The sequence below is a fragment of the Bacteroides sp. 3_2_5 genome, from assembly GCF_000159855.2.
Classification (GTDB): domain Bacteria; phylum Bacteroidota; class Bacteroidia; order Bacteroidales; family Bacteroidaceae; genus Bacteroides; species Bacteroides fragilis.
In genome coordinates this window covers 1,147,101-1,174,087 of record NZ_JH636044.1, presented here as the reverse complement: position 1 = coordinate 1,174,087, position 26,987 = coordinate 1,147,101, and the positions used below count along the sequence as shown (strand labels likewise).

The 26,987-nt window shown below is 42.8% G+C and carries 12 protein-coding genes; 11 read left to right on the top strand and 1 reads right to left on the bottom strand.

Translation table 11 applies throughout. The annotated features are described in order from the left end of the window. Positions 1 to 10: 10 nt before the first annotated feature. The 8 genes from BSHG_RS13195 to BSHG_RS13230 all read left to right on the top strand — a co-directional run bounded on the left by BSHG_RS13195 (position 11) and on the right by BSHG_RS13230 (position 18,298). Complete coding sequence (locus BSHG_RS13195) at positions 11 to 1,777, top strand: RagB/SusD family nutrient uptake outer membrane protein (RefSeq protein ID WP_005795999.1); 1,767 nt, start codon at positions 11 to 13, stop codon at positions 1,775 to 1,777. Between the two features lie 290 nt (positions 1,778 to 2,067). Continuing rightward, positions 2,068 to 5,478, top strand: a complete 3,411-nt coding sequence (locus tag BSHG_RS13200) for a TonB-dependent receptor (RefSeq protein WP_005785209.1) — start codon at positions 2,068 to 2,070, stop codon at positions 5,476 to 5,478. 28 nt (positions 5,479 to 5,506) lie between these two features. Next, the gene (locus BSHG_RS13205) at positions 5,507 to 7,267 is read left to right on the top strand and encodes a RagB/SusD family nutrient uptake outer membrane protein (RefSeq protein WP_005785207.1); all 1,761 of its coding nucleotides are present in this window, start codon (positions 5,507 to 5,509) and stop codon (positions 7,265 to 7,267) included. A 310-nt stretch (positions 7,268 to 7,577) separates the two neighbouring features. Beyond that, complete coding sequence (locus BSHG_RS13210; protein ID WP_008658758.1) at positions 7,578 to 10,877, top strand: TonB-dependent receptor; 3,300 nt, start codon at positions 7,578 to 7,580, stop codon at positions 10,875 to 10,877. A gap of 21 nt (positions 10,878 to 10,898) precedes the next feature. Beyond that, entirely contained in the window at positions 10,899 to 12,530 is a 1,632-nt protein-coding gene (locus BSHG_RS13215) for a RagB/SusD family nutrient uptake outer membrane protein (protein WP_005785202.1), read from the top strand. An 83-nt stretch (positions 12,531 to 12,613) separates the two neighbouring features. Beyond that, positions 12,614 to 14,092: a DUF6057 family protein gene (locus tag BSHG_RS13220; RefSeq protein WP_008658756.1), complete on the top strand. Its 1,479-nt coding sequence runs from the start codon at positions 12,614 to 12,616 to the stop codon at positions 14,090 to 14,092. A gap of 11 nt (positions 14,093 to 14,103) precedes the next feature. Beyond that, positions 14,104 to 15,540 (top strand): TolB family protein, encoded by a 1,437-nt coding sequence (locus BSHG_RS13225; protein ID WP_008658753.1) that lies wholly within the window; start codon positions 14,104 to 14,106, stop codon positions 15,538 to 15,540. 106 nt (positions 15,541 to 15,646) lie between these two features. Then, positions 15,647 to 18,298 (top strand): beta-glucosidase, encoded by a 2,652-nt coding sequence (locus tag BSHG_RS13230; RefSeq protein ID WP_008658752.1) that lies wholly within the window; start codon positions 15,647 to 15,649, stop codon positions 18,296 to 18,298. Positions 18,299 to 18,452: 154 nt separating this feature from the next. Here the strand turns inward: BSHG_RS13230 and BSHG_RS13235 are convergent, their stop codons facing one another. Continuing rightward, complete coding sequence (locus BSHG_RS13235; protein WP_032497367.1) at positions 18,453 to 19,349, bottom strand: AraC family transcriptional regulator; 897 nt, start codon at positions 19,347 to 19,349, stop codon at positions 18,453 to 18,455. A gap of 137 nt (positions 19,350 to 19,486) precedes the next feature. Here BSHG_RS13235 and BSHG_RS13240 point away from each other — a divergent pair, with 137 nt between their 5' ends. Genes BSHG_RS13240 through BSHG_RS13250 form a run of 3 tightly spaced genes read left to right on the top strand, consistent with a single transcriptional unit; the run spans position 19,487 to position 26,950 of the window. Continuing rightward, positions 19,487 to 20,866 carry a sugar porter family MFS transporter gene (locus BSHG_RS13240; RefSeq protein WP_008658749.1) on the top strand — a complete coding sequence of 460 codons (1,380 nt, stop codon included), beginning with the start codon at positions 19,487 to 19,489 and terminating at the stop codon, positions 20,864 to 20,866. A gap of 13 nt (positions 20,867 to 20,879) precedes the next feature. Continuing rightward, complete coding sequence (locus BSHG_RS13245; RefSeq protein ID WP_008658747.1) at positions 20,880 to 24,182, top strand: DUF5107 domain-containing protein; 3,303 nt, start codon at positions 20,880 to 20,882, stop codon at positions 24,180 to 24,182. Continuing rightward, positions 24,179 to 26,950 carry a glycoside hydrolase family 2 protein gene (locus BSHG_RS13250; RefSeq protein ID WP_008658746.1) on the top strand — a complete coding sequence of 924 codons (2,772 nt, stop codon included), beginning with the start codon at positions 24,179 to 24,181 and terminating at the stop codon, positions 26,948 to 26,950. The genes BSHG_RS13245 and BSHG_RS13250 overlap by 4 nt, the downstream gene beginning before the upstream one ends. Positions 26,951 to 26,987 lie beyond the last annotated feature (37 nt).

Here is a 26,987-nt window from a genome sequence, read left to right as displayed (position 1 = left end):
TAACGATTATATGAAAAAGATAATAACTCTACTATGTGCGGTTGCTACTTTAACTGCTTGTGACATAGACAGACTTCCTTATGGTTCAATGTCAGCCGAACAAATAACTCAGGATCCTACCTCTTCATTAGAGTCACTTGTAAATGGATGCTATGCACAATTAAAAAGTTGGTCGGATCCTATGCATCGTTTAGGGGAATATGCGGGTGATAATATGGCGAAAGATAAATCATCAACGGATGCTTTTTTTGATTTTATTTCTTATTCCCGTGATGCTGATAATTATCGTCTACAAAGCTTTTGGGACTCTGGATACAAAGCTATTGCACAAGCTTCGAATATTATTAAAATGATTGATGAAGGAAAAAGCAAAACCATTGATTATCAACTGGGTGAATGCTACTACATCCGTGGTATGATGTATTTTTATCTTGGACGTGCTTTCGGACGTCCTTATTGGGACAAGCCGGAAGGACATATGGGAGTCCCTATTGTAAATGGTACGCCAGACGATGTAAATAATCTTAATCTTCCTGATCGTTCGACTGTTCAAGATACCTATGAACAAGCTATTGATGACCTGAAAGTAGCGGCTCGATTGATGGAAAATGGAGAAACTAAACGGGAAGGTCCTGCATATGCATCTAAAGAAGCGGCATGGGCCATGTTGTCTCGTATTTATTTATTTATGAGTGGAACTTATGAAGCACCCAATAGTGAAAATGCTCAGTTGGCCATTGATTATGCAACTAGAGTTATTGAAAGTACCACTAGTGAAGGTGGGCTAAAATATGAGTTACTCTCCCGTGAAAATTTTATGCGATATAATACATTCATGCCGGAAAATAATAAAGAATCTATTTTTGTAGTAAAAATCATGGCATCAGAAAAACCGGATTATTGGAATTCTATCGGTGGAATGTATTCTTATGCTGGTCAGCAAGGTTGGGGAGAAATGTATGCAAGTGCCAAATACATGGATTTATTAAATGAACAGGGACGTAACGATTGGCGTCCTGACAAGAAAAAAATTGTAGATGCACGAGCAAATTTCATTTCACCAAGCTACATCACGGATAGTGATGGTAAATATGTTGAAGTATTCCGTTTCATAAAGAATGTATACAACAAAAACAACATACATACGGGGTACACATATGTACAATTACCCATTTCTAAGAGAGGTAACACTGTGACTTGTAAAGAGGGGGAAACTAATTACACATTGTCATTAATAAACAGTAGTGAAGAAAAATATTCAATCAACTATTCAGATGGTCAAACCTATTCCGGTGTTATTGATTATGAAATAGAACTCTCAAGTGGGCAACCCAAATTCTATATTCTCAAATGTTCGAATGAAGGAACTGCAAGCGGAGAAGCTGAATCTCAATTACATTCTCCTGTTATCTCTCGTTTAGGCGAGGTTTACTTAAATCGTGCAGAAGCATATGCCAAAAAAGGTGATTATTCTCATGCTCAAGCAGATCTGAATATCATTCGTGAACGCTCTTTACCCGGAAGAGGCTATAATGACTTAAATGCTTCTAATGCTAAGGTGCGAATAGAAAAAGAGAGACAATTAGAGTTGGCCTATCAAGCAGAACGTAGTTATGATGTATTTCGCAATTGTGAAACATTAACTCGCAAATATCCCGGAGTACATGATGCCATGCTTGAAATTCCGGCTACAGACTATCGGGTTATTTATTTTATTCCACAAAGTGCTATTAACTCTTATCCTGGAACCTTAACACAGAATCCAACCAGTAATTAGAAGCGTTTGACGATATTCAATAGATTTTTATAAAAAATGTGAGGCTTATCTATTAGTTATAGATAGGCCTCTTTCTATATGTAATATGATTATTATTAGTTATCTCTTTGAAACTTACCGTATACCAAGTTCATACGGAACTTAGGAATTAAATCATTTTAAACCTAAATAAAAAGAAAGAAATGCACAAAGAAAATTGAAAGCTTAGTTAACCCTGGTACATTGATGCAAAAAAGAATCATGTACCCTCTTTATCAATCAAAATTACAATCTAATAATTAATCGTATTTATGAAAAAATGCAATCTGCGGTGGTTTAGTCCGCAAAAAATCAAAAGACAACTAGCGTTTGTTTTAGCCATTTGTCTGGTTTGTATAGTGCCCGTCACTACCTATGCTCAAATTCTTAAAATATCCATGAAGAGGACAAATGTCTCTATCCAGAATGTTATTCGGGAATTAGAACAAAAAAGTGGATATACTTTCTTTTACAATGACAATCAGGTGAAACTTACTAAAAAGGTTTCTGTAGATGTTACAGACGCACCTATTGAAAATGTATTGGATCAGATTTTCAACAATTCCGGTTACACTTATAAAATAATAGATAACCAGATTGTTGTCTCAGCCATAAAAGCAGAAATCCCGAAAACCTCTTCTCTTCAGCAACAGAAAAGTGTGCGTATCACCGGACAAGTAAAAGATACCACCGGAGAACCTATCATTGGTGCTTCTGTGGTGGAAAAAGGGTCAGCAAGTAATGGTACAATTACTGACGTAGGAGGAAACTTTAAATTAACGGTATCCGGTAATGAAATACAAATTACATATATCGGTTATATTCCACAAACTGTAAAAATCCATCCGGGAGTAACCGATTATAGTATTACAATGAAAGAGGATACTAAAACTCTGGACGAAGTCGTAGTTGTAGGTTACGGTACACAAAAGAAGGTAAACTTAACAGGGTCAGTAGCTTCGGTTAGTACCGATGAAATCAAAGATCGTGTACAAACAAATGTATTGTCAGCAGTGCAAGGTACAGTGCCGGGAGTTACGGTTATCTCACGCCCCGGACAAACACCGAGTATAAACTTCCGTGGACGCGGTAACTTAGGAACCTCATCTCCTCTCTATGTAATTGACGGTGCAATTGCGGACGCCACATTCTTTTCTAACCTTGATCCGAATAGCATTGAGTCCATCTCTTTCTTGAAAGATGCAGCTTCATCAGCTATTTATGGTTCACGTGCCGCTTACGGTGTAGTGTTAGTTACGACCAAACAGGGAAAGAGCGATAAAATGAACGTTTCATATAGTGGTTACGTAGGTTTGAGCAATCCGACTTACAAACCGGAATATGTCAACTCTACCCAATATGCAGAGTTGTACAATGAAGCTCTTTACAATTACAATCCTAAAGGCGGGAAATACCAAGGCTACACTGAAGAAGAAATTGGTTATTTCAGAGATGGCTCCAAACCCGATTTATATCCAAACACAGACTGGAATGATCTGGTACTGGATAAGAACGTATTGACCACTCAACATTCACTGGACTTCAGTGGAGGAACAGATAAAATACGCTATTTTATTGGATTGGGATATGTGTATAAAGACAATATGATTCCCGGACAAGACAGCCAGCGTTACAATTTGAATACCAATTTGAGTTCCGATATCACTAAATGGCTGACGGTAAAAGCCGGAGTGAAATATATACGTAATGATTCCGACCGCGATTGTGGTGCGCCTTCATTAGCCAGTTTCTCAATGGTACCGGTTACATTCGTTGCCAAACAGTCAAATGGTGATTGGGGTACTGTAAATGGAGGTCAGACGGCTACAAGTAATTTTATTACAGGCAATCCGCTTCGTGCACTGAGCAAGAAAGATTGGAGTAAGTCCAAGAGTGAAAATACAATGTACGATCTCGGATTTGACATTAAACCCGTGAAAGGACTTATAATCAGTGGACAAGGCGTATTCAAGGGTTATGAATATAAGAGCAAAAGCTACACGGCTTTACAACCCAATGCTATAAACTACTTTTCCGGAGAGGAAATAGCAGGAACCGGAGTTACCAAAAATAAAATGAGCATGGACTGGCAAAGTACAAATACAATGCTTTATACAGCAACAGCCCGATATGATTGGTCGAACGATAAACATGCTGTCGGAGCTTTGGTCGGTACATCTTATGAACATTATAAATACGAAAGATTGGCCGGATCACGTGAAGAATTTCCATCCGACGCATTGACGGATATGGAAGCAGGTTCTACCTCCGGAGCAGGGTATACCAATGGCGCAGGTTCATCAGAATATAAAATGTTGTCTTATTTTGCTCGTGTCAATTATACCTTGATGGATCGGTACCTATTCGAGGTAAATATGCGTGCAGACGCATCCTCACGTTTCCATAAAGATCATCGCTGGGGATATTTCCCTTCATTCTCGGCCGGATGGAGAATGAGTGAAGAAAGCTTCATGAAAGATATTGAGTGGATCAATAATTTGAAAATCAGAGCCTCCTATGGTACACTTGGTAATATAAACAATGTGGGTAATTATGATTACTTCCAAAATTATAGTAGTGGAAATCATTATAACTTCAGTGATTCACCAGTGATTGGTATCGGTGAATCCAAACCGGCTAATGAAACTCTCGGTTGGGAAAAAGTTGCTTTGACGGATATTGGTTTGGATTTCGACATTTTCAATGGACTTCTGGGGGTAACTGCCGATTATTATATTAAAAATACAAGCGATATCTTATTAGGATACAATGTACCTACGGAAACCGGTATTACAGCAGCTCCATCGCAAAATATTGGAAAAGTGAAAAATACAGGTTTCGAATTGGCTTTGAATCACCGGAACAAAATTGGAGCTGTGAATTATAGCATCGGTGCCAACATTGCTACCAATAAAAACAAAATTACCAATTTAGGTGGTTCAGACAACATTATCCAAACCAGTAGTTATATCGTGAAGTACATTCTGAAAAAGGGAGAATCAATCGGTTCATTCTATGGATTTAAAACGGACGGACTTTATACTCAGGCAGACATCGATGCCGGACATTACTACACCTTGAGTGGAGTGGTACCCAATGCGGGTGACATTAAATTCGTTCCTCAGCGTGATATCGAATATAAGCAAGAAATCACAGATGAAGATCGTACTATTCTTGGTAAAGATGTACCCGATTTTACATATGGCGTAAATTTGAGTCTGCAATATAAAGGTTTTGAGTTCAGTATGTTCGGACAAGGAATCAGTGGAACGAAAGTAGCATTTGATGTTTATGGCGTTCATCCATTCTACCATGGACAGGACAGCCCGAGAAAATATCATTTGAAAAGATGGACGGAAGAGAATCCGAATCCACATGCGGCATATCCTCGCATCTATTCAGCAAGTAGCGTACATACAACTTACAACCGTAATTTTAGTGATTATCATTTGTTCGATTCCGATTATTTCCGTTTCAAAACTCTGTCACTGGGATATACAGTACCATCTGCAACAGTGAAGAACTGGGGATTACAGTCATTGAAAGTATATGTAACAGGCGAGAATCTTTTCACGGTTCGTGCTGATAAAAAGATGGAAGACTTTGATCCGGAAACAGCCGGCGGTGTGATTTATACGCTGGGGACTAAATCGGTAGCATTTGGTGTAAACATATCATTCTAAAACCATTCATTAAAAAATAGAATTCACAATGAAAAACAATATAAGAAAAATTGCATTGGGATTATGTCTCACAGGAGCATTGACAGCCTGCGATTTAGATGTGGTTCCACCTGCTGACATTGCAGCAGAAAACTTTTGGCAGACTGAAAAAGATGCATGGTATGCTTTGAACACTTGTTATGCCACATTAGATGGTGTAGACATCTGGGATGAATTGTGTACCGACAATGCGCATAGCCATAAACCTTGGGAAGGAAACTTCGAAATGGTCCAGCAAAATGGTATTAGTACAGCCAACGGATATGGGAGCTACTATTTTGGTACCGTTCGTATAGTAAACAACTTTATCGCGAATATAGATAAATGTGCAGTCAGTGAAGAACTGAAAACACGTATGAAAGCAGAAGCACGTTTTTTCCGCGCTTTAAGCTATCTGGATTTGACCACAAAATTCGGAAAAGTTCCTGTAATTACAGAGGTTTTGGCTTATGACGCTCCCAATGTAAAACGTGATGAAGTAGAAACTGTTCGTAAATTTATTTTAGATGAATTGGCTGAAATAGCTGAAATTCTTCCAGACAGTTATAACGGTAGTTATCTGTATGAAACCGGACGTATTACTCGTGCCGGTGCTTTGGCCCTCCGTGCCCGTGCAGCTTTATATTTCGGCAACTATGCTGAAGCCGAGGCTTCAGCCGGAAAAATCATATCTGAAGGACATCATTCTTTATTCCGTGTATCATCGCTTACCACCGCACAGCAAAAAGAAGCTGACGAAATGGATGCATATATTGACTATGCAGCCAAAGGTATCGATAAAGATAAATTCGTAAAAGGTATGTTCAGTTATGAATCACTGTGGCACAAAGGTAATGCATCTCCCGCTAATCCGGAGTATATTGTAACACGTGAGTATATGGCTGATGCAAACAATTACGACTGGACCAGATACACCTATTTTATACCTAAATCGTTCTCTCAATATGACGGATATTGTTCTTACGAACCCATGCAGGACCTGATTGACGCCTATTGGGATGTGGATGGTAAAACGATGCGTAATGACATCACTATGGAACAACGTAAAGAACGTTATGCGGAAATATGGAAAGATTTCAAAGATATGAGCCAATCTCAATTCATAGAAAAAGTGCCACAAACAGATATTATGAAATATGACTATATGAAAGAGTTCCGTAACCGCGACAGCCGCTTGTATGTGTCTATGATGTTCCCTTTCAAAGGATGGCATGAAACCATTAAAGGTACATTCTACTTCCGTTGGGATCCGGATCTGATAAATAAAGACGGTAATGAATCATGGACCGGATATTTTTATCGTAAAATGGTCACTCTTGATCCATACGATACCTGGACTGCAGAAGAAGACTATCCGGTGATTCGTTATGCTGAAGTATTGTTAACTTATGCAGAGGCACGTATTCAGAATTCGGGATGGGATACAGAAGTACAAAAAGCATTGAATGATTTGCGTGATCGTTGTGGTATGCCGGATGTGCCAACCACCATGCCTTCAAAAGAAGAAGCTCTGGCCTTTGTACGTAATGAACGGCGTATTGAATTGGCAGCAGAAGGCCATCGCTTTGATGATATACGGCGTTATGGTAATGATTACTGTAGTAAGGCTATGAATGGTCCTTCTTATGCTCCAAACGGATATGTCGTAATTAATAAAGTTTGGGATAACCGTTTGATGTTGATGCCTATACCTCAAGGTGCCATTGACCTGAATCCATTGTTGAAAGACGATCAGAATCCGGGATATTAATTTAACACATTATTTATTGAGGGTTAAAGCCCGTTCATGGTAACACATGGACGGGCTTTTTTATGTCTTATTCTCAAATTCTGTATTTCCAATTCTCTCACCAATAATTCTCTCTCGCTACTTTCTAATCCGCATCCTTCTCACCCAAGTTCGTTTAGAACTTATACCAAACATCAATTTTAAACCTAAATAAGAAAGAAAAGAATGAGAGAGAAACCGTAAATGACGTTAACCTGGTACAGTGATACTTCAGAAGTATCCTGTGCTTACTTTATCAATCTAAATTACAATCTAATAATTAATCGTATTTATGAGAAAATGCAACATGCGGTGGTTTAGTCCGCAAAGAATGAAAAAGCATCTGGCTTTTGCTTTAGCAGTTAGCCTGGTAGCTATGGTACCTGTGAGTGCCTTCGCTCAAGTACTAAAGATTTCAATGACAAAGACCAATGTATCCATTGAAAATGTACTTCGTGAACTTGAAAAACAAAGCGATTACACTTTCTTCTACAATGACAATCAGGTAAAACTGAACAAGAAAGTATCCATCAACGTATCCGACGCTCCGATCGAAACCGTATTGAACGAAGTTTTCAAAAACTCGGGATATACCTACAAGATTGTAGACAATCAGATCGTAGTGTCTACAGCAGCTGCAGCAGCGAAAGAGGTACAGGCTACCCAGCAACAGAAACAAAGAAATATTTCGGGGGTTGTGAAAGATGCAATGGGAGAAGCCATCATCGGAGCATCGGTTATAGAAAAAGGAAATCCGACTAACGGTACCATCACAGATATCAACGGAAAATTCAGCCTGAATGTAGGTGGTAATGAATTACAGATTACCTATATCGGTTATATGCCTGAAACAGTATCGTTGAAGACCGGTGTAGCTTCTTATAATATCATCATGAAAGAAGATACTAAAACACTGGATGAGGTCGTAGTAGTGGGATATGGTGTACAGAAGAAAGCCAATCTAACAGGTTCTGTAGCATCAATCAGTGCTGATGCCTTAGAGTCTCGTTCCGTTGCCAGTGTGTCTGCCGCACTTGCCGGACAAATTCCGGGTGTAACTTCTATTCAAACTTCGGGTGCTCCGGGATCACAAACGGGTAGTATTACCATCCGCGGTAAGAACTCTATTAATGCTGCCAGCCCATTGGTTATTGTAGATGGTGTTCCCGGAACCATGGATACAATAGATCCTTCGGACATTGAAACGCTAACTGTATTGAAAGATGCTGCATCATCGGCTATCTATGGTGTACAAGCAGCCAATGGTGTTATTGTAATCACTACCAAACAAGGTAAGAAAGGTGAGAAAACGCATATAAACTACTCAGGTATTGTTTCATGGGCTTCTCCTGTTGTGAAACGTCAGTATGTCAATGCTTATGAACATGCTATACTATACAATGAAGCAGTTCACAACGAAAATCCGAACGCAGTACTTCCTTTTACGGATGAAGATATCGAGAATTATCGTAATGGAACTTACCCCAGTACAAATTGGTACGATGAAGCGTTCAAAAAGAGTGCTTTTGAGCAAATGCATAATTTATCTATCAGTGGCGGTTCTGAAAAGACCACTTATAATGCTTCCATCGGGTATACCAACCAAGGAGGTCTGACAGATGAAATTAGCTATAAACGCTATAACGCACGTATGAGTCTGAATTCAGATATTAACAAGTATGTCTCTGTAGGTGTTAATGCATCCGGATATCGTGGTATTAAAGAAGATGGTTGGATGGGATACGTCACAGTAGCGCAGGGTGTGAGTCGTTCATATCCGACAGACCCGGTATATGCTGAAGACGGTTCTTTCAATTATTCAGGAAAAGATAACCCGGTAGCAATTCAAGATCAATCCGGTTTTACCCGCAGTACAGCACAGCAATTAAATGCCACTGCCTATGCACAAATTAATATTTTACCGGAACTAAGCGTTAAAGGAGTATTTTCTCTTCGCCATGATTACACCAATCAAGAAGGCTTTAAAAAGCATTTCACTTATGGTAATTTCGACTCCGGACTTCGCGAAGGTTACGACGAGTATTATAATCACAACCGATACACAAGTCAGGTATTAGCCAATTATAATAAAACTTTCGGCAAACATTCAATAGCAGTTCTGGGAGGTTTTGAATCATTCGAACACATTTATAAATTTACCAAAGCTTCTCGAAAGGGCGGTGGCAACAATGAATTAACGGAATCATTGAATACCCTGGATGCATCTTCACAAAAAAATGAAGACGGTGGATATGAAATGTCTCGTCTATCCTACTTCGGACGTGTCCAGTATGACTTTATGAATAAGTACTTGTTTGAAGCCAATTTACGTGCGGATGCCTCTTCACGTTTTCCAAAAGATAATCGCTGGGGTGTTTTCCCAGCAATCTCTGCCGGATGGAGAATTTCGGAAGAAACATTTATCAAAGACAATGTATCATGGATTAGCAACTTGAAACTGCGTCTTGGATGGGGAAAAACCGGTAACGAAGAATTAGATCCGGATGATATTTATCCGGCAATACCGACATATGCTTACGAAAAATATATGTTTGGTAATAGCCTGTATTCTACCGCTTACGAAAGCCGTTACGTAAACAACAACTTACAATGGGCAACCGTTACAAATTATGAGTTAGGACTAGAGGCCGGTTTTCTAAACAATATGTTTGGATTCGAATTATCTGTTTATAAAAAGAAAACAAATGATATGTTGTTGTACATGCCTATACAAGGTGTGATCGGTATGGGCGCTCCTGCACAAAATGCAGGTAGTGTAGAAAACACTGGTTTTGATTTGAATTTATTGCACAACAATCGTATCAACAAAGATTGGAGTTATGCTGTAAACCTTAATATTGCATATGTAAAAAATGAAATCATCGATATGAATGGTACGGAAGGTGCTAATTCAAAAAATGATAAATTATGGTACATCGAAGGCAATCCAATTGGTTCATATTATGGTTACGTAGCCAACGGATACTTTAACACTGACGATGAATTAGCCAATTATCCGAAACGCACCGGCAAAGAACAATTGGGAGACATCAAATACCTTGATTTGAATGGAGATGGCAAAATTACCGCTGACGGAGACCGCCAAATCATTGGTAAGAATTTCCCCAGTTGGACTACAGGCTTAAATCTGACTTTATACTATAAAGATTTTGATTTCTCTGCCATGTTCCAGGGAGCTTTTGATGTGGATGGCTATTACATGGCCGAAGCAGCTTATGCATTCTACAACGGAGCTAATGCACTAAAGAGACATTTGGATCGTTGGACTCCGGAGCATCACAACGCTTCTTACCCAAGAATCACCAAAGACAGTCAAACGAATTTCACAACTTCTTCATTCTGGCTACAAAATGCCTCATATGTACGTTTAAAAACTATTTCCCTGGGATACAATCTGCCTAACAGTTTCTTAAGCAAACTGGGTGTTCAAAAAGCAAAGCTTTATGTTGCCGGAGAGAATCTATTGACGTTCAGTGATTTGGAAGGTATCGATCCAGAAGAAGGCAATGAACGTGGTTGGTCTTATGGAAACGTAAAAAAAGTTTCAATCGGATTAAAAGTTTCATTCTAAAATAAAATAATATAACAAAATATGAAAAATAAAATTTTATATATTATAGCGTCCGTTATGCTAACAGGATTTACCTCTTGTAGCGATTTTCTGGATCGTTATCCAACAGAAGAACTTTCAGACGGAAGTTTCTGGAAAACAAAAACAGATGCGGAAATGGCCGTTTCTGATATTTATAGATGTCTTCCCAATTGGGATATAGATGAAGATATCAATTCAGACAATGCAGTACATGGTATCAAGTGGGCTAATGGAAACGTGTCCAAAGGCGTATACGACCCTGCTGACCAAGGATGGTCAGAGGATTACGGATATATTCGTAGATGTAATCTGGTATTACAGAAATTAGAAGAAATGGAATTATCTCAGTCGGATAAGGAACCAATAGCCGGACAAGCTTACTTCTTCAGAGGTTATATTTATTTTGAATTGATTCGTAAATTCGGAGACGTCCCATACATCGATCAGCCTTTAAAATTAACTGATGTAGAGGATATTACCCGTACATCTAAAGATGAGATCTACACCAAAATAATGGCCGACTTCGATAAAGCTTTCAGCTACTTACCAGAAGAATGGCCGGCTACACAGTGGGGACGCATAACCAAAGGTGCCGCTATGGCGATGAAAGCAAGAGCAGCTTTGTATTTTGGCAATTGGGAAACAGCGGCTACAGCTGCAAAATCTGTTATGGATCTAAATAAATATGATCTGTACGACAAAGAAAACACTGGAAAGTACCAAGAATTATTCTGGGAAAAGACAGACGGTTGTGAAGAAATTATTCTTGCAGTACAGTACAACGCACCTGATAAAACAAACTACCTAATTGGATGGGAATGCTTTCCGACAAAAGGTTGGGGTGGTTTGAATCCGACTCAAAGTCTGGTAGATGCATTCGAAGACAGTGAAGGAGCTCCTATCAGCAAATCTAAAATTTATTCGGAAAAAAATCCATTTGCTAACCGTGACCCTCGTTTAGAGGTTAACGTTTTACACGATGGTGAGGAAATGTATGGCGTGACAATTAAAGTAGCTCCACTAAAATCAAGTGGAAGCACTGGTATTGCACAGCATGGTGATGCTACAGCAACAGGATATTATCAACAGAAATGGCTTGACCCAAGTATTGACCCTCAATCAGCAGGTTGGGAAATGGGAAAAGATTGGGTAACTATCCGTTATGCAGAAGTTCTGTTAACCTATGCTGAGGCCAAAAATGAAGTTTCACCACTGGACGATTCTGCTTTTGAAGCTGTTAATCAGGTCCGTCGCCGCGTAGGTATGCCGGAATTACAAAAGACAGATGCAACCAAGCCGACTTACTGCGCGACTCAAGATGATCTTCGTCAGCGTATACGTAATGAATGGCGCGTTGAGTTTGCTCTCGAAGGAGGAAAGCGTCAATGGGATATTCGCCGTTGGGGTATTGCTAAAGATGTGTTGAACGCACCATTCCTTGGCATTAAATACAAAATGGTAGACGATGCGGTTAATGCAGATCCCAAAGATGGCGGAAAGGTATGTGTTCTGTACGAGGGTGACAATGTTAAACTGGCCGGTAGTAGATATGAAGACCATAATTATATCTACCCGATTCCTCAATCTGAAATTGATTTAAATCCCAAGTTAACTCAAAATCCGGGATATTAATATCTAACACACAAATTCACGGACTCTATAATATTTAAATGTAGAGAGTCCGTGAATTTTCCCATATTTAAGCAGCACTTATCATGAGAAAGTACTTCCCTTACATACTCTTCATTTTTCTTTTCTTTATTTATTTTCTCTGTTATCAGAGTGTGTTATCACATGTGATTTATTATCAGGAACAACATCATCTTTTTCTATATTCCAAAACTTTTTTTCTACAACATATCCAGTCACAAGGATGGATGAGTTATCTGACAGCATTTATTATACAATTTTTTCACATACCTACTATAGGCAGCATTTTACTTGCAGGAATTTTAGCCCTCATATATTTACTGACTAACGATGCCATAAAAAAAATTACAGGGCACAATGATCTGCTACTGCTATCACTAATACCTTCTATATATTTGTTCCTCTATTCAATGACTGTCGACCATTCATTAACACCAATCATCGCTACCTTCCTGGGACTTCTGATTATGAGCCTTTTTCATCAAATCACAGTTCGCCCTTGGTCTTTTATCCGAAAAATTTATTCTCCACTTCCCCCAAACAATAAGTACCGTCTTTTAATATACAGCTTACTAATAGCAATTTACGCAGGCACTTCATTTTACTTTTTTGTCCAAACCTATAACATGAGTGAACACCGAATGATAATGGCGGAAAAGAGTGTAAAAGAAAAGAATTGGGAAAATGTACTGACACAAACCGAAAAATATATCAACTCGGGAAGAACCAACCAGCTGATCTCCTACTTTCACAACCTGGCTCTGTACCATACGGGAAAATTGCCTTATCAACTATTCGATTACCCACAAAAACTGGGAGTCAAGGCGCTATACTTCCCATGGAACAGCGATAGCCGTGAGAGTGAGTACGGACATTTTATATATGAAGACTTAGGGTACATCAACGAAGCACAGCGGTGGGAATTCGAAGCAATGGTGGTATGGGGAGAAACGGCACCCCATTTGCTTAACCTGGCACGATACAACATAGTAAACAAAAGACCTGAAGTGGCACGACGGTTCATCAATCTCCTGAAGCAGTCCCTCTTCTATCGGAAAGATGCCGAAGAATTGGAAAAACAACTTTATGCAGGCAGTGTACCGGGACTGCGCATGGCACTTGAAAACAATAAGGAACATCCCGCACGATTTGCAAACGTCATCAATATAGGACCGGAATTACAGTATCTGTGTGAGCAGGACACGACAAACAGAATGGCTTTTGAATACCTGATGAGTGACCTACTGCTGAGCAATAACGTAGTACGCTTTGTGGATAACCTGAAGTTCATCAGGCACTTTAAATATCCGGAAATGCCACCCGCATACCAAGAAGCACTATACATATATAAATTGGGAGTGGACGGGGAAACGTTTTCCAAATCAGGATTCAACGTCAGCGAAAACACCGAAAAGAGATTCCAAAGGTATTACAGCCTGTATAAAAACAGGCAAATGCAGAGGCTGAAAGCGGAGTTCGGAAACACCTACTGGTATTACCTGAACTTCATCAGTCCGTATGGAGACAAAATCATAAGGAACTAATATGTAAAGACATGAAAACAATCTATATCCTTCTTATCACGGTTCTCAGCTGGAGCCTGCAGGCATGCACCGCCCAATGCGGCAAACCGGATACCTGCACGGACAGTATTCCCTGTATATATCCCGATTATGCGGGAGTCACATTCCCGCTGAATATTGCACCTCCCAATTTCAGGATCGGGGAGAACGCGGATGCCTTCCAGACGGAAATAGGCACAGGGGAGACGGCGGACATCCTCTGCACAAGCAAGAGTCCCGAAGTGATTATACCGACAAAGAAATGGAAGAAACTTCTCCAAAAAGCCGCGGGAAAAGAAATATTCATCCGCATCACCCTGCTGAGGGGAGGGAAATGGACACGCTATGCGGATATCAAGGATACCATATCGAACGAACCGATAGATGAATACCTGGTCTACCGATTGCTGTACCCGGGATATGAACTATGGAACGAAATGGGGATTTACCAGAGAGACCTGACAGGTTATGAAGAGACTCCGATAGCGGAGAACCGAAATTTCGGCAAACAGTGCATCAACTGCCATACGTTCAATCAAAACTCTCCGGAAACCATGATGGTGCATGTGCGGGGAAAGTCGGGAGGGACACTGGTATGCAAAAACGGGAAAGTGGAAAAGGTAAACACCAAACCGGAGGGATTCAAGAACGGGGGAACCTATGCGGCCTGGCATCCTTCAGGAAGATACATCGCATTCTCAATGAATGAGATACAGCAGTTCTTCCATTCATCGGGACAAAAACCCATAGAGGTATCCGACCTGGCTGCCGACCTGATGGTTTATGATACCGAAAAGAAAACATTCCTCACTGACTCCCTGATATGCGGGGAGCGGTATATGGAAACATTCCCCAACTGGACACCGGACGGGAAAACACTGTATTTCTGCCGGGGAAACGCTTATAAAGAGAAGATGCCGCTGGACAGTATCCGTTATGACCTGTGCAGGATAGGATTCGATCCGGAATCCGGTAAATTCGGTACGCCGGAGTGTGTGTACAGAGCCTCCGAAGAGGGAAAAAGTGTCTCTTTCCCAAGGGTTTCTCCCGATGGTAAATACTTGATGTTCACCCTGTCGGATTATGGAAACTTCTCCATCTGGCATCCGGAAAGCGAACTTTGTCTGTTGACAATGGATACAGGAGAAATACGGCTTTTAAATGAAGTGAACAGCAACGACGTGGAGAGTTTCCATACATGGTCATCATCCGGACGCTGGTTTGTTTTCAGCAGCAAACGGTTGGACGGGCTTTGGGCTCGCCCTTTCTTTGCCAGTTTCGATCCGGAAACCGGAAAAGCGGGGAAACCCTTCCTGATGCCCCAAAAAGATCCGGACTTTTATGACACGTTCACTAAAACTTATAATCTGCCGGAACTGATTAAACAACCCGTAAGAAACGGAAATGAAATGATAGAAACTATACATTAATTTAACACTCTTTATTCTAAAAGAGAGGGCTTTCTATTTTGCAATAAGCCCTCTTTTTTAGAACTTTGCAACATCACTCAATAAACATTTAATTCAGAAAAAACACATGAAAAACATTTTCCTTACCATGAGCCTGGGTATAGGACTGCTTTTTCCTTGCAAGCTACATGCCCAAAGCCAGTACCCATTTCAGAACACGACATTATCCACTGAAGAAAGAGTAGACGATCTTATCAAACGAATGACTCTGGAAGAAAAAATCGACCTGCTTTCCGGATACAATGATTTCTATCTGCACCCCTGCGAACGATTAGGAATACCGGCATTCAAACTGGCCGACGGTCCGCTGGGCGTTGCATCCTGGGGATTATTCGGACGCGCCACCGCATTTCCATCAGCACTTTCGCTGGCTGCCTCTTGGAATAAAAATCTGGCAGAGAAAACAGGAGCAATGTATGCTCAGGAATGGCGTGCAAGAGGTATTCATTTTCTCTTAGCTCCCGGAGTTAACAACTATCGGGCTTCAAAAGGAGCCCGTAATTTTGAATATTTTGGTGAAGATCCTTATCTGGCATCCGAGATGGTAGTCCCCTTTATAAAAGCAGTGCAAGACGGAGGAGTCATTGCTACCATCAAACATTTCGCAGCCAACGATCAAGAATTTGACCGATACACCGTCAGTACCGAAGTATCCGAACGTGCCTTACAGGAAATCTATCTGCCTCCCTTCAAAGCTGCTGTGCAAAAAGCAGGTGTCAAGGCTGTCATGACGGGTTATAACCTAGTGAACGGAGTATATTGCACTGAAAACAAACATCTGATCGATATTTTAAAGAAAGACTGGGGCTTCAAAGGCATGTTAATGTCTGACTGGGCATGTACCTATTCCGCCGAAAATGCCGCAAACTACGGTTTGGATCTTGAGATGGGCAGCAATGACTGGTTCACCCGCAAAGAACTTCTCCCACTTGTCAAAGAAGGAAAGGTTACAGAAGAAGTAATCAATGATAAAGTGCGCCGCATCTATGGTGCCTGTATTTCAATGGGATTTTTCGACAGGCCTCAGCAAGACACCGATATTCCGACTTTTAATCCTCAAGCCAATCAGATGGCTCTGAATACCGCTTGTGAAGGAATCATCCTGTTAAAGAATGAACAGAATACCTTACCGATCCACCGCCCCAAAGTGATAGCTGTGATCGGACCGACTGCCAATCCGGCTATCGTTTCGGATAGAATATACAATGTAAACAGCATCGTTTACGGTGGTGGGGGAAGTTCAAAAGTTCATCCCTGGTATGTAGTTTCAGCGTTAGAAGGTATCCGTCAGGAGTTTCCGGAAGCAACCGTACTTTACACGGAAGGAATATCCAACCAATTCAAACCCCGCTTATTCCGTAACAGTAAATTCCGTACGAAAGAAGGTAAACCCGGACTGGAAGCGAGCTATTATGCACTATCTTCCGACACTTCTGCCACACTCTCGGATAAAATGATCCAACAACAAGCAGTAGCGGCAGGAAGAACTGTAAGTGTTAATCAATCGGCCGACCGAACTATAGAAACCGATAAAGAAGAAAGCGGATTGATTCTCCGCCGCACCGACCGCACGGTAAATTATGAATGGTGGGGATATCCTTTCAACGAAAGTAAATTGGGAAATGATTATCGGGTGTGCTGGGAAGGATATGTAGATGTCGAGAAAACAGACAGTATCCGATTCTTTGTCGACGCACAAGGTGCCTATCGTTTATGGATAGACGGAACATTAGCATTGGATGCCTCTCAATCTCAATCATTCGATGTTCGCAATACCGCAATTTCCGCAAAAAAAGGGGATGCCAAACATATTCGGCTGGAGTTCTGCAACCAACGCAGTACACCGGCAGAGATCCGGATGGGATATGCTTATCAAAGTGATATTGACTTTTCTGAAGCGAAACGACTGGCTGCCAAAGCCGATCTGGTGGTTTTCTGTGCCGGACTGGATGGCAGTATCGAACTGGAAGGGCGCGACCGTCCTTTCGACCTGCCTTACGGACAAGATATGTTAATTCAGGAACTGGTAAAAGTAAATCCTAAGTTGATAGTTGCCATCCATGCAGGAGGCGGAATAAACATGACCCGATGGATCGATCAGGTGCCTGCGGTAGTACACGCCCTCTATCCGGGGCAGGAAGGCGGACATGCTTTAGCTCATATTCTTTCGGGTAAAGTGAATCCGTCAGCCAAGCTGCCATTCACTATCGAGAAAAGATGGGAAGACTCACCTGCCTGCGGTCATTACGATGAAACTCGCAAGGAAAAGAAAGTGTATTATACAGAAGGAATATTCACCGGTTACCGTGGATACGATCAAAAAGGTATCGAACCCCTTTTCCCTTTTGGATTCGGTCTTTCGTATACCACCTTTGACTATTCGGGCCTCAACATCCGTATGACGGATAAAAAACAGAAGCAACTCGTCGTTTCATTCACTGTAACCAATACCGGACAGCGAGACGGATATGAAGTCGCTCAACTTTATGTACGCGACATGCAATCTAAAGAGCCACGTCCTTTGAAAGAATTAAAAGGTTTCGACAAGGTATATCTGAAAGCAGGAGAAAGCAAACAGATAGAAATCGGTTTGAGTGAAGACGCATTCCAGTATTTCAACGCCAAACAAAACCGATGGGTATTTGAAAAAGGTGAATTTGAAATTCTAGTAGGCGCCTCCTCTAAAGACATCAGACTGGCAGAGAAAATAAAAATGTAGTATTTATCAGAAGGAAGGCGTGTCGGAACTCACTACAGAGGACACAGAGTAGCACAGAGTGAATTTCCCGTCATTGGTTATCAACACTCTTAATCTGTGATAATCCGTGGTGAATACGAGTTTCGACACACCTTTCTTCTTTGCTGTCTTCCTTTTATCCTTTCTTTACCTTTTTATATTCCCTGGGAGACATTCCCATTATCTGGCTGAACAGCCGTGAAAAATAATAAGCATCTTCAATACCCACTCTATAACAGACCTGATTCACTTTCATATCGGTAAAATCGAGAAACTGACAGGCTTTCTGAATCTTAATCTGATTAAAATAACTCAATGGGGCATATCCTGTACGCTTCAAAAACAGATTAGAGAAATATGAGGATGAATACCCCGTGTAATCAGCCAGCTCGGCTAAAGTCAGCTTCTTGCCCAGATTCTCCTTCATATAATGAATAGCTGCATTTACAGGATCTTCTTCTCCTGCCGGACGATGCTCTGAAACAGCCTCCCGATACTCTCTGAGATAGCGCAATGATCCCAAATAATGATGGAATACAGAGCTGGCATATGAAAGATTCTCCAAGCTATACCCCATCTTCAGTACCCGAAAGATCTCCTCAAACAGTTCTGTCCGGTAACTAATACGCGAATGCATTCCCGGTTTTATATCCGTGAGCCTACAGGTACGATGCGTACAATAAAGCGGAGCAAGTGTTCCTCCGAAGTGAATCCAGTAAATTGTCCATGGTTCCTTTTCATCAGCGCCATACGCATGAGGAAGTCCTGCAGGAAGTATAAAGTATTGGTTAGGCACTACCGGGTGTTTCTGCCCATCGAGACTGAACCATCCCCTACCCTCCGTACAATAGATAAACACATACTGGTCAATCGGAGTTTCCCGCTCCCGAAAGTGATTATAAGCCTTTGGATAATAGCCTATATCGGTTATATAGAGTATAGAAGTTGCAGGATCAGTCTTCATACGTTGCACAATGGCAGGAGGCAACACCAATGCCTGTTCGCCCAGAAAGCCGTCTTTTTGTTTTGCCATACTAATAAGATTCATCGGTTCACGTCACAAATATAGAGATAAAAAAGAAATATAGTCCATCTTTTTAATCGGTTTCTCTATTTATTTCTATTCTCAAACCCGCTTACTTTGCAATATCAATTAAACCATTTAATAACATGAAACAGACACGAGGCTATTTACTACTTATCTGCATCGTCTCAGCCATGGGCGGATTACTGTTCGGCTATGATTGGGTTGTTATCGGAGGAGCTAAAATCTTCTATGAACCTTTCTTTGGTATTGAAAACTCTGCGGCTCTACGTGGCTGGGCTATGAGCAGCGCACTGATAGGCTGCCTGGCAGGAGCCTTGCTCTCAGGAATCTGGAGCGACAAATACGGACGCAAAAAGATGCTTGTCATAGCCTCATTCCTGTTTGCACTTTCGGCTTGGGGTACGGGAGCAGTCGATCATTTTTCCTACTTCATCTTCTATCGCATTGTAGGAGGATTGGGCATCGGCATCGCATCCAACATTTCTCCCGTATATATTGCAGAGGTATCTCCTGCCCATGTACGCGGCAAATTCGTATCGCTCAACCAGCTCACCATCGTATTAGGTATCTTATTTGCACAATTGGCCAACTGGCAAATCGGGGAATACTACACACAAGGTTCCGATATACTCAGCGAAACAAGTGTGCAATGGGCCTGGCGATGGATGTTCTGGGCAGAACTGATCCCGGCAGGAATTTTCTTCCTGTTATCGTTCATCATCCCCGAAAGTCCCCGTTGGCTGGCTACCGTCCATCAACAGGAGAAAGCACAAAAGACACTGACACGCATCGGAGGGGAAACGTATGCCCGCCAAACCCTGGAAGAACTGAACCAACTCACTCAATCTCAAGGCAACCGGCAAAACAACGAATGGAAATCGGTCTTCCGCCCGGAAATGCGCAAAGTACTGATCATTGGAATCGTTCTGGCCATATTCCAGCAATGGTGCGGCATTAATGTTATCTTCAATTATGCCCACGAGATCTTTTCATCAGCCGGATATGCCGTTTCCGATGTACTGATGAACATCGTAGTGACCGGGATCACTAATGTGATATTTACGTTCGTCGCCATCTATACGGTAGACAAATGGGGACGTCGTACACTGATGCTGATCGGTTCGGCAGGATTAGCGCTGATTTACCTTATATTGGGAACCTGCTACTTCCTGGATGTAAACGGTTTACCCATGCTTCTACTGGTGGTACTTGCCATCGCTTGCTATGCTATGTCACTTGCCCCGGTGGTCTGGGTGGTGTTATCCGAAATCTTCCCCGTGAAAATACGAGGTATGGCTATAGCCATCTCTACCTTCTTCCTTTGGGTGGCTTGTTTCATACTGACCTATACCTTCCCGGTATTGAATGAAAGTATAGGTGCCGAAGGAACTTTCTGGCTATACGGTGGTATCTGCCTGGCCGGATTCCTGTTCATACGCCAAAACCTGCCCGAAACAAAAGGGAAAACACTGGAAGAAATAGAAAAAGAATTAATCAAATAATACATAGAACAAGATGAAAGAAAGTGTTAATGTATGGGAGGAAGACATCCTGCTCCCTACCTATGGCATCGGACGCCCTGAGAAAAACCCGATGTTCCTGGAGAAACGTGTCTACCAGGGAAGCAGCGGAGTCGTATATCCGTATCCGGTCATCGAGAAAATTGAAGATACCTGCGAAGAGAAAAGTTATCATGCCGTATGGCTGGAGAACGAATACATCAAAGTCATGATCCTGCCCGAACTGGGAGGACGTATTCAAATGGCATTCGACAAGGTAAAGCAACGGCATTTTATCTACTACAATCACGTAATAAAGCCGGCACTGGTAGGACTCACCGGTCCCTGGATCTCCGGAGGCATTGAGTTCAACTGGCCTCAACATCACCGTCCCAGCACCTTCTTGCCGGTGGACTACAGCATCGAACGATGTAAAGACGGAAGTGTCGTTGTATGGGTAAGCGAACGGGAACGGATGTTCGGTCAAAAAGGAACAGCCGGATTTACACTCCGCCCGGGACGTGCCGTACTCGAGATACAAGGAAAAGTTTCCAACCCGACTCCGCTTCCACAAACTTTCCTTTGGTGGGCCAATCCGGCCGTAGCGGTCAATGACTGCTATCAGTCAGTATTCCCGTCGGATGTCAACGCTGTATTCGATCATGGAAAACGGGACGTGTCTCGTTATCCTATTGCTACCGGAACCTACTATAAAATGGATTATTCTGCCGGCGTGGATATTTCCAGATATAAAAATATTCCCGTACCGACCTCCTACATGGCAATCCGGTCTAACTATAATTTTGTAGGCGGGTACGAAAATGATACACAGGCAGGTGTCCTACATGTGGCCAATCATCACATATCTCCCGGAAAAAAACAATGGACCTGGGGAAACGGGGATTTCGGACAGGCATGGGACCGCAACCTGACTGATGCTGACGGTCCGTACATAGAACTGATGACCGGAGTCTATACGGACAATCAACCGGACTTCAGTTGGTTGCAACCTTATGAAGAGAAGACTTTTACCCAATACTTCATGCCCTATCGGGAATTGGGAGTTGTGAAAAACGCCTCCTCCGAACTCTTAATGAATCTGGAAACCGAAGGAGAAGAATGTCGTTTGAAGTTGTTTGCCACCTCGGCTCAGCAAGGATTACGCATCGTAGTCCGTCAAGCGGGTGTTATACGCTTTGAGGAAATCGGTAGCCTCTCACCTGAACAAGTATTCGACCGGTTGATCCCCATAAATGATCTTCACGAAGCGGAAGTCATTATCTACGATACCAACGGACGAAAAAAGCTAAGTTGGAAGGCCGAACCGGAAATAATCAAAGCAGTTCCGGAAGCAGCCAAACCCGCCCTTGCACCGGAAGAGATCAAAACCAACGAAGAACTCTATCTGACCGGACTGCATCTGGAACAATATCGTCATGCCACTTATTGCCCGACCGACTATTATCGGGAAGCACTCCGCCGAGACAATGGAGATGCACGTTGCAACAACGCCATGGGACTATGGCTGATACGCAAAGGAGAGTTTGCGCAGGCTGAACCATATCTTCGGAATGCCATTGCCCGACTCACCGAAAAGAATCCTAACCCCTATGATGGAGAAGCTTTCTATAACCTCGGACTTGCTCTAAAATTTCAGGGAAAAGATGATGAGGCCTACGATTCGTTCTATAAATCGTGTTGGAACGCGGCATGGCAAGACGCAGGCTACTATTCGCTGGCCCAGATCTCCGTGTCCCGCAGCAATTGGGAAGAAGCTCTCGAAGAGATTGAAAAATCCCTTCTCCACAACTGGCACAATCTGCGCGGACGCCATCTGAAAGCAATCATACTCCGCCATCTCGAACAAAAAGAGGAGGCTCTTGCCTGGATAGAAGACTCCTTGAAGACGGATGCATTCAACTTCGGTTGCCTGTTCGAAAAATACCTGATCACCCGGGATGAAACAGTATTGATCCAACTTCGGAACCTAATGAAACGTGGAGCACCCGATTACGAAGCACTGGTACTCGACTATACTTCTGCCGGACGATTTGAAGAAGCACTGGCTGTAGCCGAACTTGCCATTGCCCAACCTGTCGGTGAACAGACACTCTTACATTATTACAAGAGTTGGTGCCTGATCCGTCTAGGAAAAACAGCCGAAGCACAAATAGCCATTGCCACTGCCGAAAAAGAACCGGCCGATTATTGTTTCCCCAATGCCTTGGAAGCGATAGAAGCCCTTCAGTGTGTAGTCGACTTTGCAGGAAAAGCCCCCAAAGCACTTTATTACCTGGGAAATCTATGGTATGATAAACGCCGGTATCCCACTGCCATCGCAGCCTGGGAGCGCTCTTCGCGCGAAGACGAGACATTCCCCACCGTATGGCGTAATCTGTCACTGGCTTACTTCAACAAAATGAACCGTCCGGACGAAGCTGTCGCCTTACTGGAAAAAGCATTCCGCCTGGATCACACGGATGCCCGTGTACTGATGGAACTGGATCAATTGTACAAACGGCTGAACCGTCCGCACATAGAAAGACTGTGCTTTCTGGAACAGCACATAGATATCGTAATGACCCGTGACGACCTGTATCTGGAATACGTCACTTTACTGAACCAAACCGGGCAATATCGGGAAGCAATCCGACGGATAGACCAAAGAAAATTCCATCCGTGGGAAGGAGGAGAAGGTAAAGTACCCGCACAATATCAGCTGGCACGCCTGGAACTGGCAAAGGAGTTGATAAACCGGAAAAAATATGATGACGCACTCGCCTTAATAGATGAATGCTACATATACCCTACCCATCTGGGTGAAGGGAAACTACCGGGGGCACAGGAAAACGACTTCAATTATTACAAAGCATATATCCTGCAACAACAAGGGAGACCGGAAGAGGCTCACAGCCTGTTCGTCAAAGCCTGTTCGGGAAACAGCCAGCCAGCCGCTGCCATGTATTACAACGACCAGAAACCGGATAAAATATTCTACCAAGGACTGGCATACCGGAAATTAGGAGAGGAAGAAAAGGCACGCAGCCGGTTCAACCAATTAATTACTTATGGAGAAGAACACCTCTTCGACCGATTCAAGATGGATTATTTTGCCGTATCTTTACCCGATCTTTTGATTTGGGAAGACGATATGGATAAAAAGAACCGCATTCACTGCAACTACCTGATGGCACTGGGACATCTGGGACTGGGAAATAGAACAAAAGCCGAACAGTTCTTTGATATAGCCGCCTCAATGGATAACAATCATCAAGGAGTACAAATTCACCGGAAATTAATGAATACCATTCTATCATGAAACAATCTTTTCAAAACACCCGGTACCGGGCGATTCTGCTCCTGACCGGATTGATGCTTGCCATGACCGCTATGGCGCAAACCCTAACGAATGATGCTCTTGACTTGTCGGGCATGTGGCGTTTCCAACTGGATCCGATGGGATTCGGTAAAACTCCCGGTTCGGAATTCTATCTGGACAAGCTCTCTGAAACCATTATGCTCCCCGGATCGACAGACCAGGGAGGTAAAGGAATTAAAAATACGGCACGCTACGTAGACCGTTTAAGCCGTAAATTCGAATATCAGGGAGCCGCCTGGTACCAACGTGAAGTAGTGATTCCGGAAGACTGGGCAGATCGGGAGATTTACCTGAAACTGGAACGTTGCCATTGGGAAACCACCGTCTACGTGGATGACAAAGAGGCAGGAATGAAAGAGCACCTGAGCACACCGAACACGTTCGTATTGACTCCGCTACTTACTCCGGGAATCCACACACTGACCATTTGCGTAAACAATACACTTAAATATCCGATGGATCAATGGAACCATGGAACAACCGAATATACGCAGACTAACTGGAACGGAATAGCCGGAGACATCTCACTATATGCCAAGGAGAAAGCGCATATCCGCCAGATCAATGTATACCCCGATGTCAGCTCGAAAGCTGTGGAAGTATCTGTACAACCCGCTCCCCTAAAGACCGGACAGACAGGAAAACTGGAGCTATGCATCCGCGAGCAAGGAGGTAAAATAATAGTCCGCCAAACACTAAATGCAGACAGTCTTCAGGTACATGCAGGCATACGCCAAACGCTCCCGATGGGAAATAGGGTGAAACTCTGGGATGAATTCACACCTTATTTATACGAGATAGAAGCCAGTTGGAACGTAGACGGAAAGACAGATACTCAAACCCGAACTTTCGGCATGCGGAACGTAGAGCAGGGTAAACATCATATCCGCCTGAACGGAAGAGACATTCACTTACGTGGAGTACTGGATTGTGCAGTCTTTCCCCTGACTGGTTATCCGTCGACAAATGTGGATGACTGGAAACGCATCTTCACCACCATTAAAGAATATGGAATGAATCACGTACGCTTTCACTCCTGGTGTCCGCCAGAAGCCGCTTTCGAAGCCGGTGACGAAGTAGGTATGTACCTCCAGGCCGAACTTCCCATGTGGATCAAAGATGTGGGTAAATATCCTGACCGGCGTGATTTCTTTGAAAAAGAGATGTATGCCATTCTCGATGCCTATGGCAATCACCCCTCTTTCATCCTGATGTGTAACGGCAACGAAAACGAAGGTGACTTCGCCGTATTGGAAGATCTGGTAAAAAAGGCACAGAAGTATGATAACCGACGGCTCTATAGCGCCTCGACCGCACGTACTCATACTCCTTCGGATCAGTACTATGTGTCGCATGTCACCTCGAAAGGATGGATTACCGTATACGAAGGAAAGCCATCGACTGACTGGGACCGTTGCAAAGAATCGGATATCGATGTACCGGTGATTGCTCACGAAACCGGACAACGCTGTATGTATCCCAACTTTGAGGAAATCAAGAAATATACCGGCGTTGTAGAAGCACGCAATTTCGAGGTATTCCGCGAACGGCTTGCCAAAAACGGCATGTTGCACCAAGCCAACGATTTCTTCCGGGCAACCGGAGCACATACGGTGCTGCAATATAAAGAGGTAAACGAATCGCTGCTCCGTACTCGCAACTCCGGTGGTTTTCAGTTGTTGGGACTGGCCGATTTCCCCGGACAGGGCAGTGCCTTTGTAGGCATCCTCGACGCTTTCTGGGAAAGCAAAGGACTGGTAACACCCGAAAAGTTCAGAGAATCGTGTGCTCCGACCGTACTCCTGGCACGTTTACCCAAACGCACTTTCAGAAACGGGGAAAAACTAAAGGCAAAAATGGAAATTTACCATTTCGGTAAAGATGCCCTGAACAGCCGGAAACTGAACTGGACACTGACCGGTGAAGACGGAACCGTATACCACAAAGGAAGCCTGAAGACAAAAAGCATACAACCTGCTACGGTAGATTCACTCGGAATCATCGAACTCCCCTTGAACGGGATGGACAGTGCCCGCAAACTGACCTTGAAGGCTGAGCTGGGCGGTATACACAATGAATGGGATGTGTGGGTATATCCGGAACAACCGAAAACGGAACAGCACAACTTCGTCTACACCCGTACCTGGAATGACGAAACCAAACAGTGGCTCAACGAAGGCAAGAATGTACTGTTAATTCCAGAAAAGTGTAAAGGACGCAAAGCGCACTTCGCCAGCCATTTCTGGAACCCGATTATGTTCAACTGGAATCCAATGATCGTAGGTACACTGATCGATAACGAGCATCCCGCCTTTCGCGACTTCCCCACCCGGAACTATGCCGACTGGCAATGGTGGGACATCCTGAACTATTCGACAGCCCTGGAACTCGACGAACTGAAAGAAATCACCCCATTGATACAGAGCATTGACTCATACGAGACCAACCAAAAACTGGGTATCTCGTTCGAAGCTAAGGTAGGAAAAGGAAAACTATTCGTGCTCTGTGCCGATCCGGAAAAGAAAATCGATGAAAGACCTGCGATGCAGCAGTTACTAACGTCTGTCCGTAATTATGTGTCATCCGGGTATTTCAACCCGACAAAGAGTTTACCCGTCTACCTATTGGATGCACTTTTCGCCCCGGCATCCGAAGAGAAATCCGGAGACAAGGGTAGCAAGGCGATCGAATTGCTATTGAATAAATAGTCAGACGAATCTTAAAATACATTAAAAGAATAGCAGC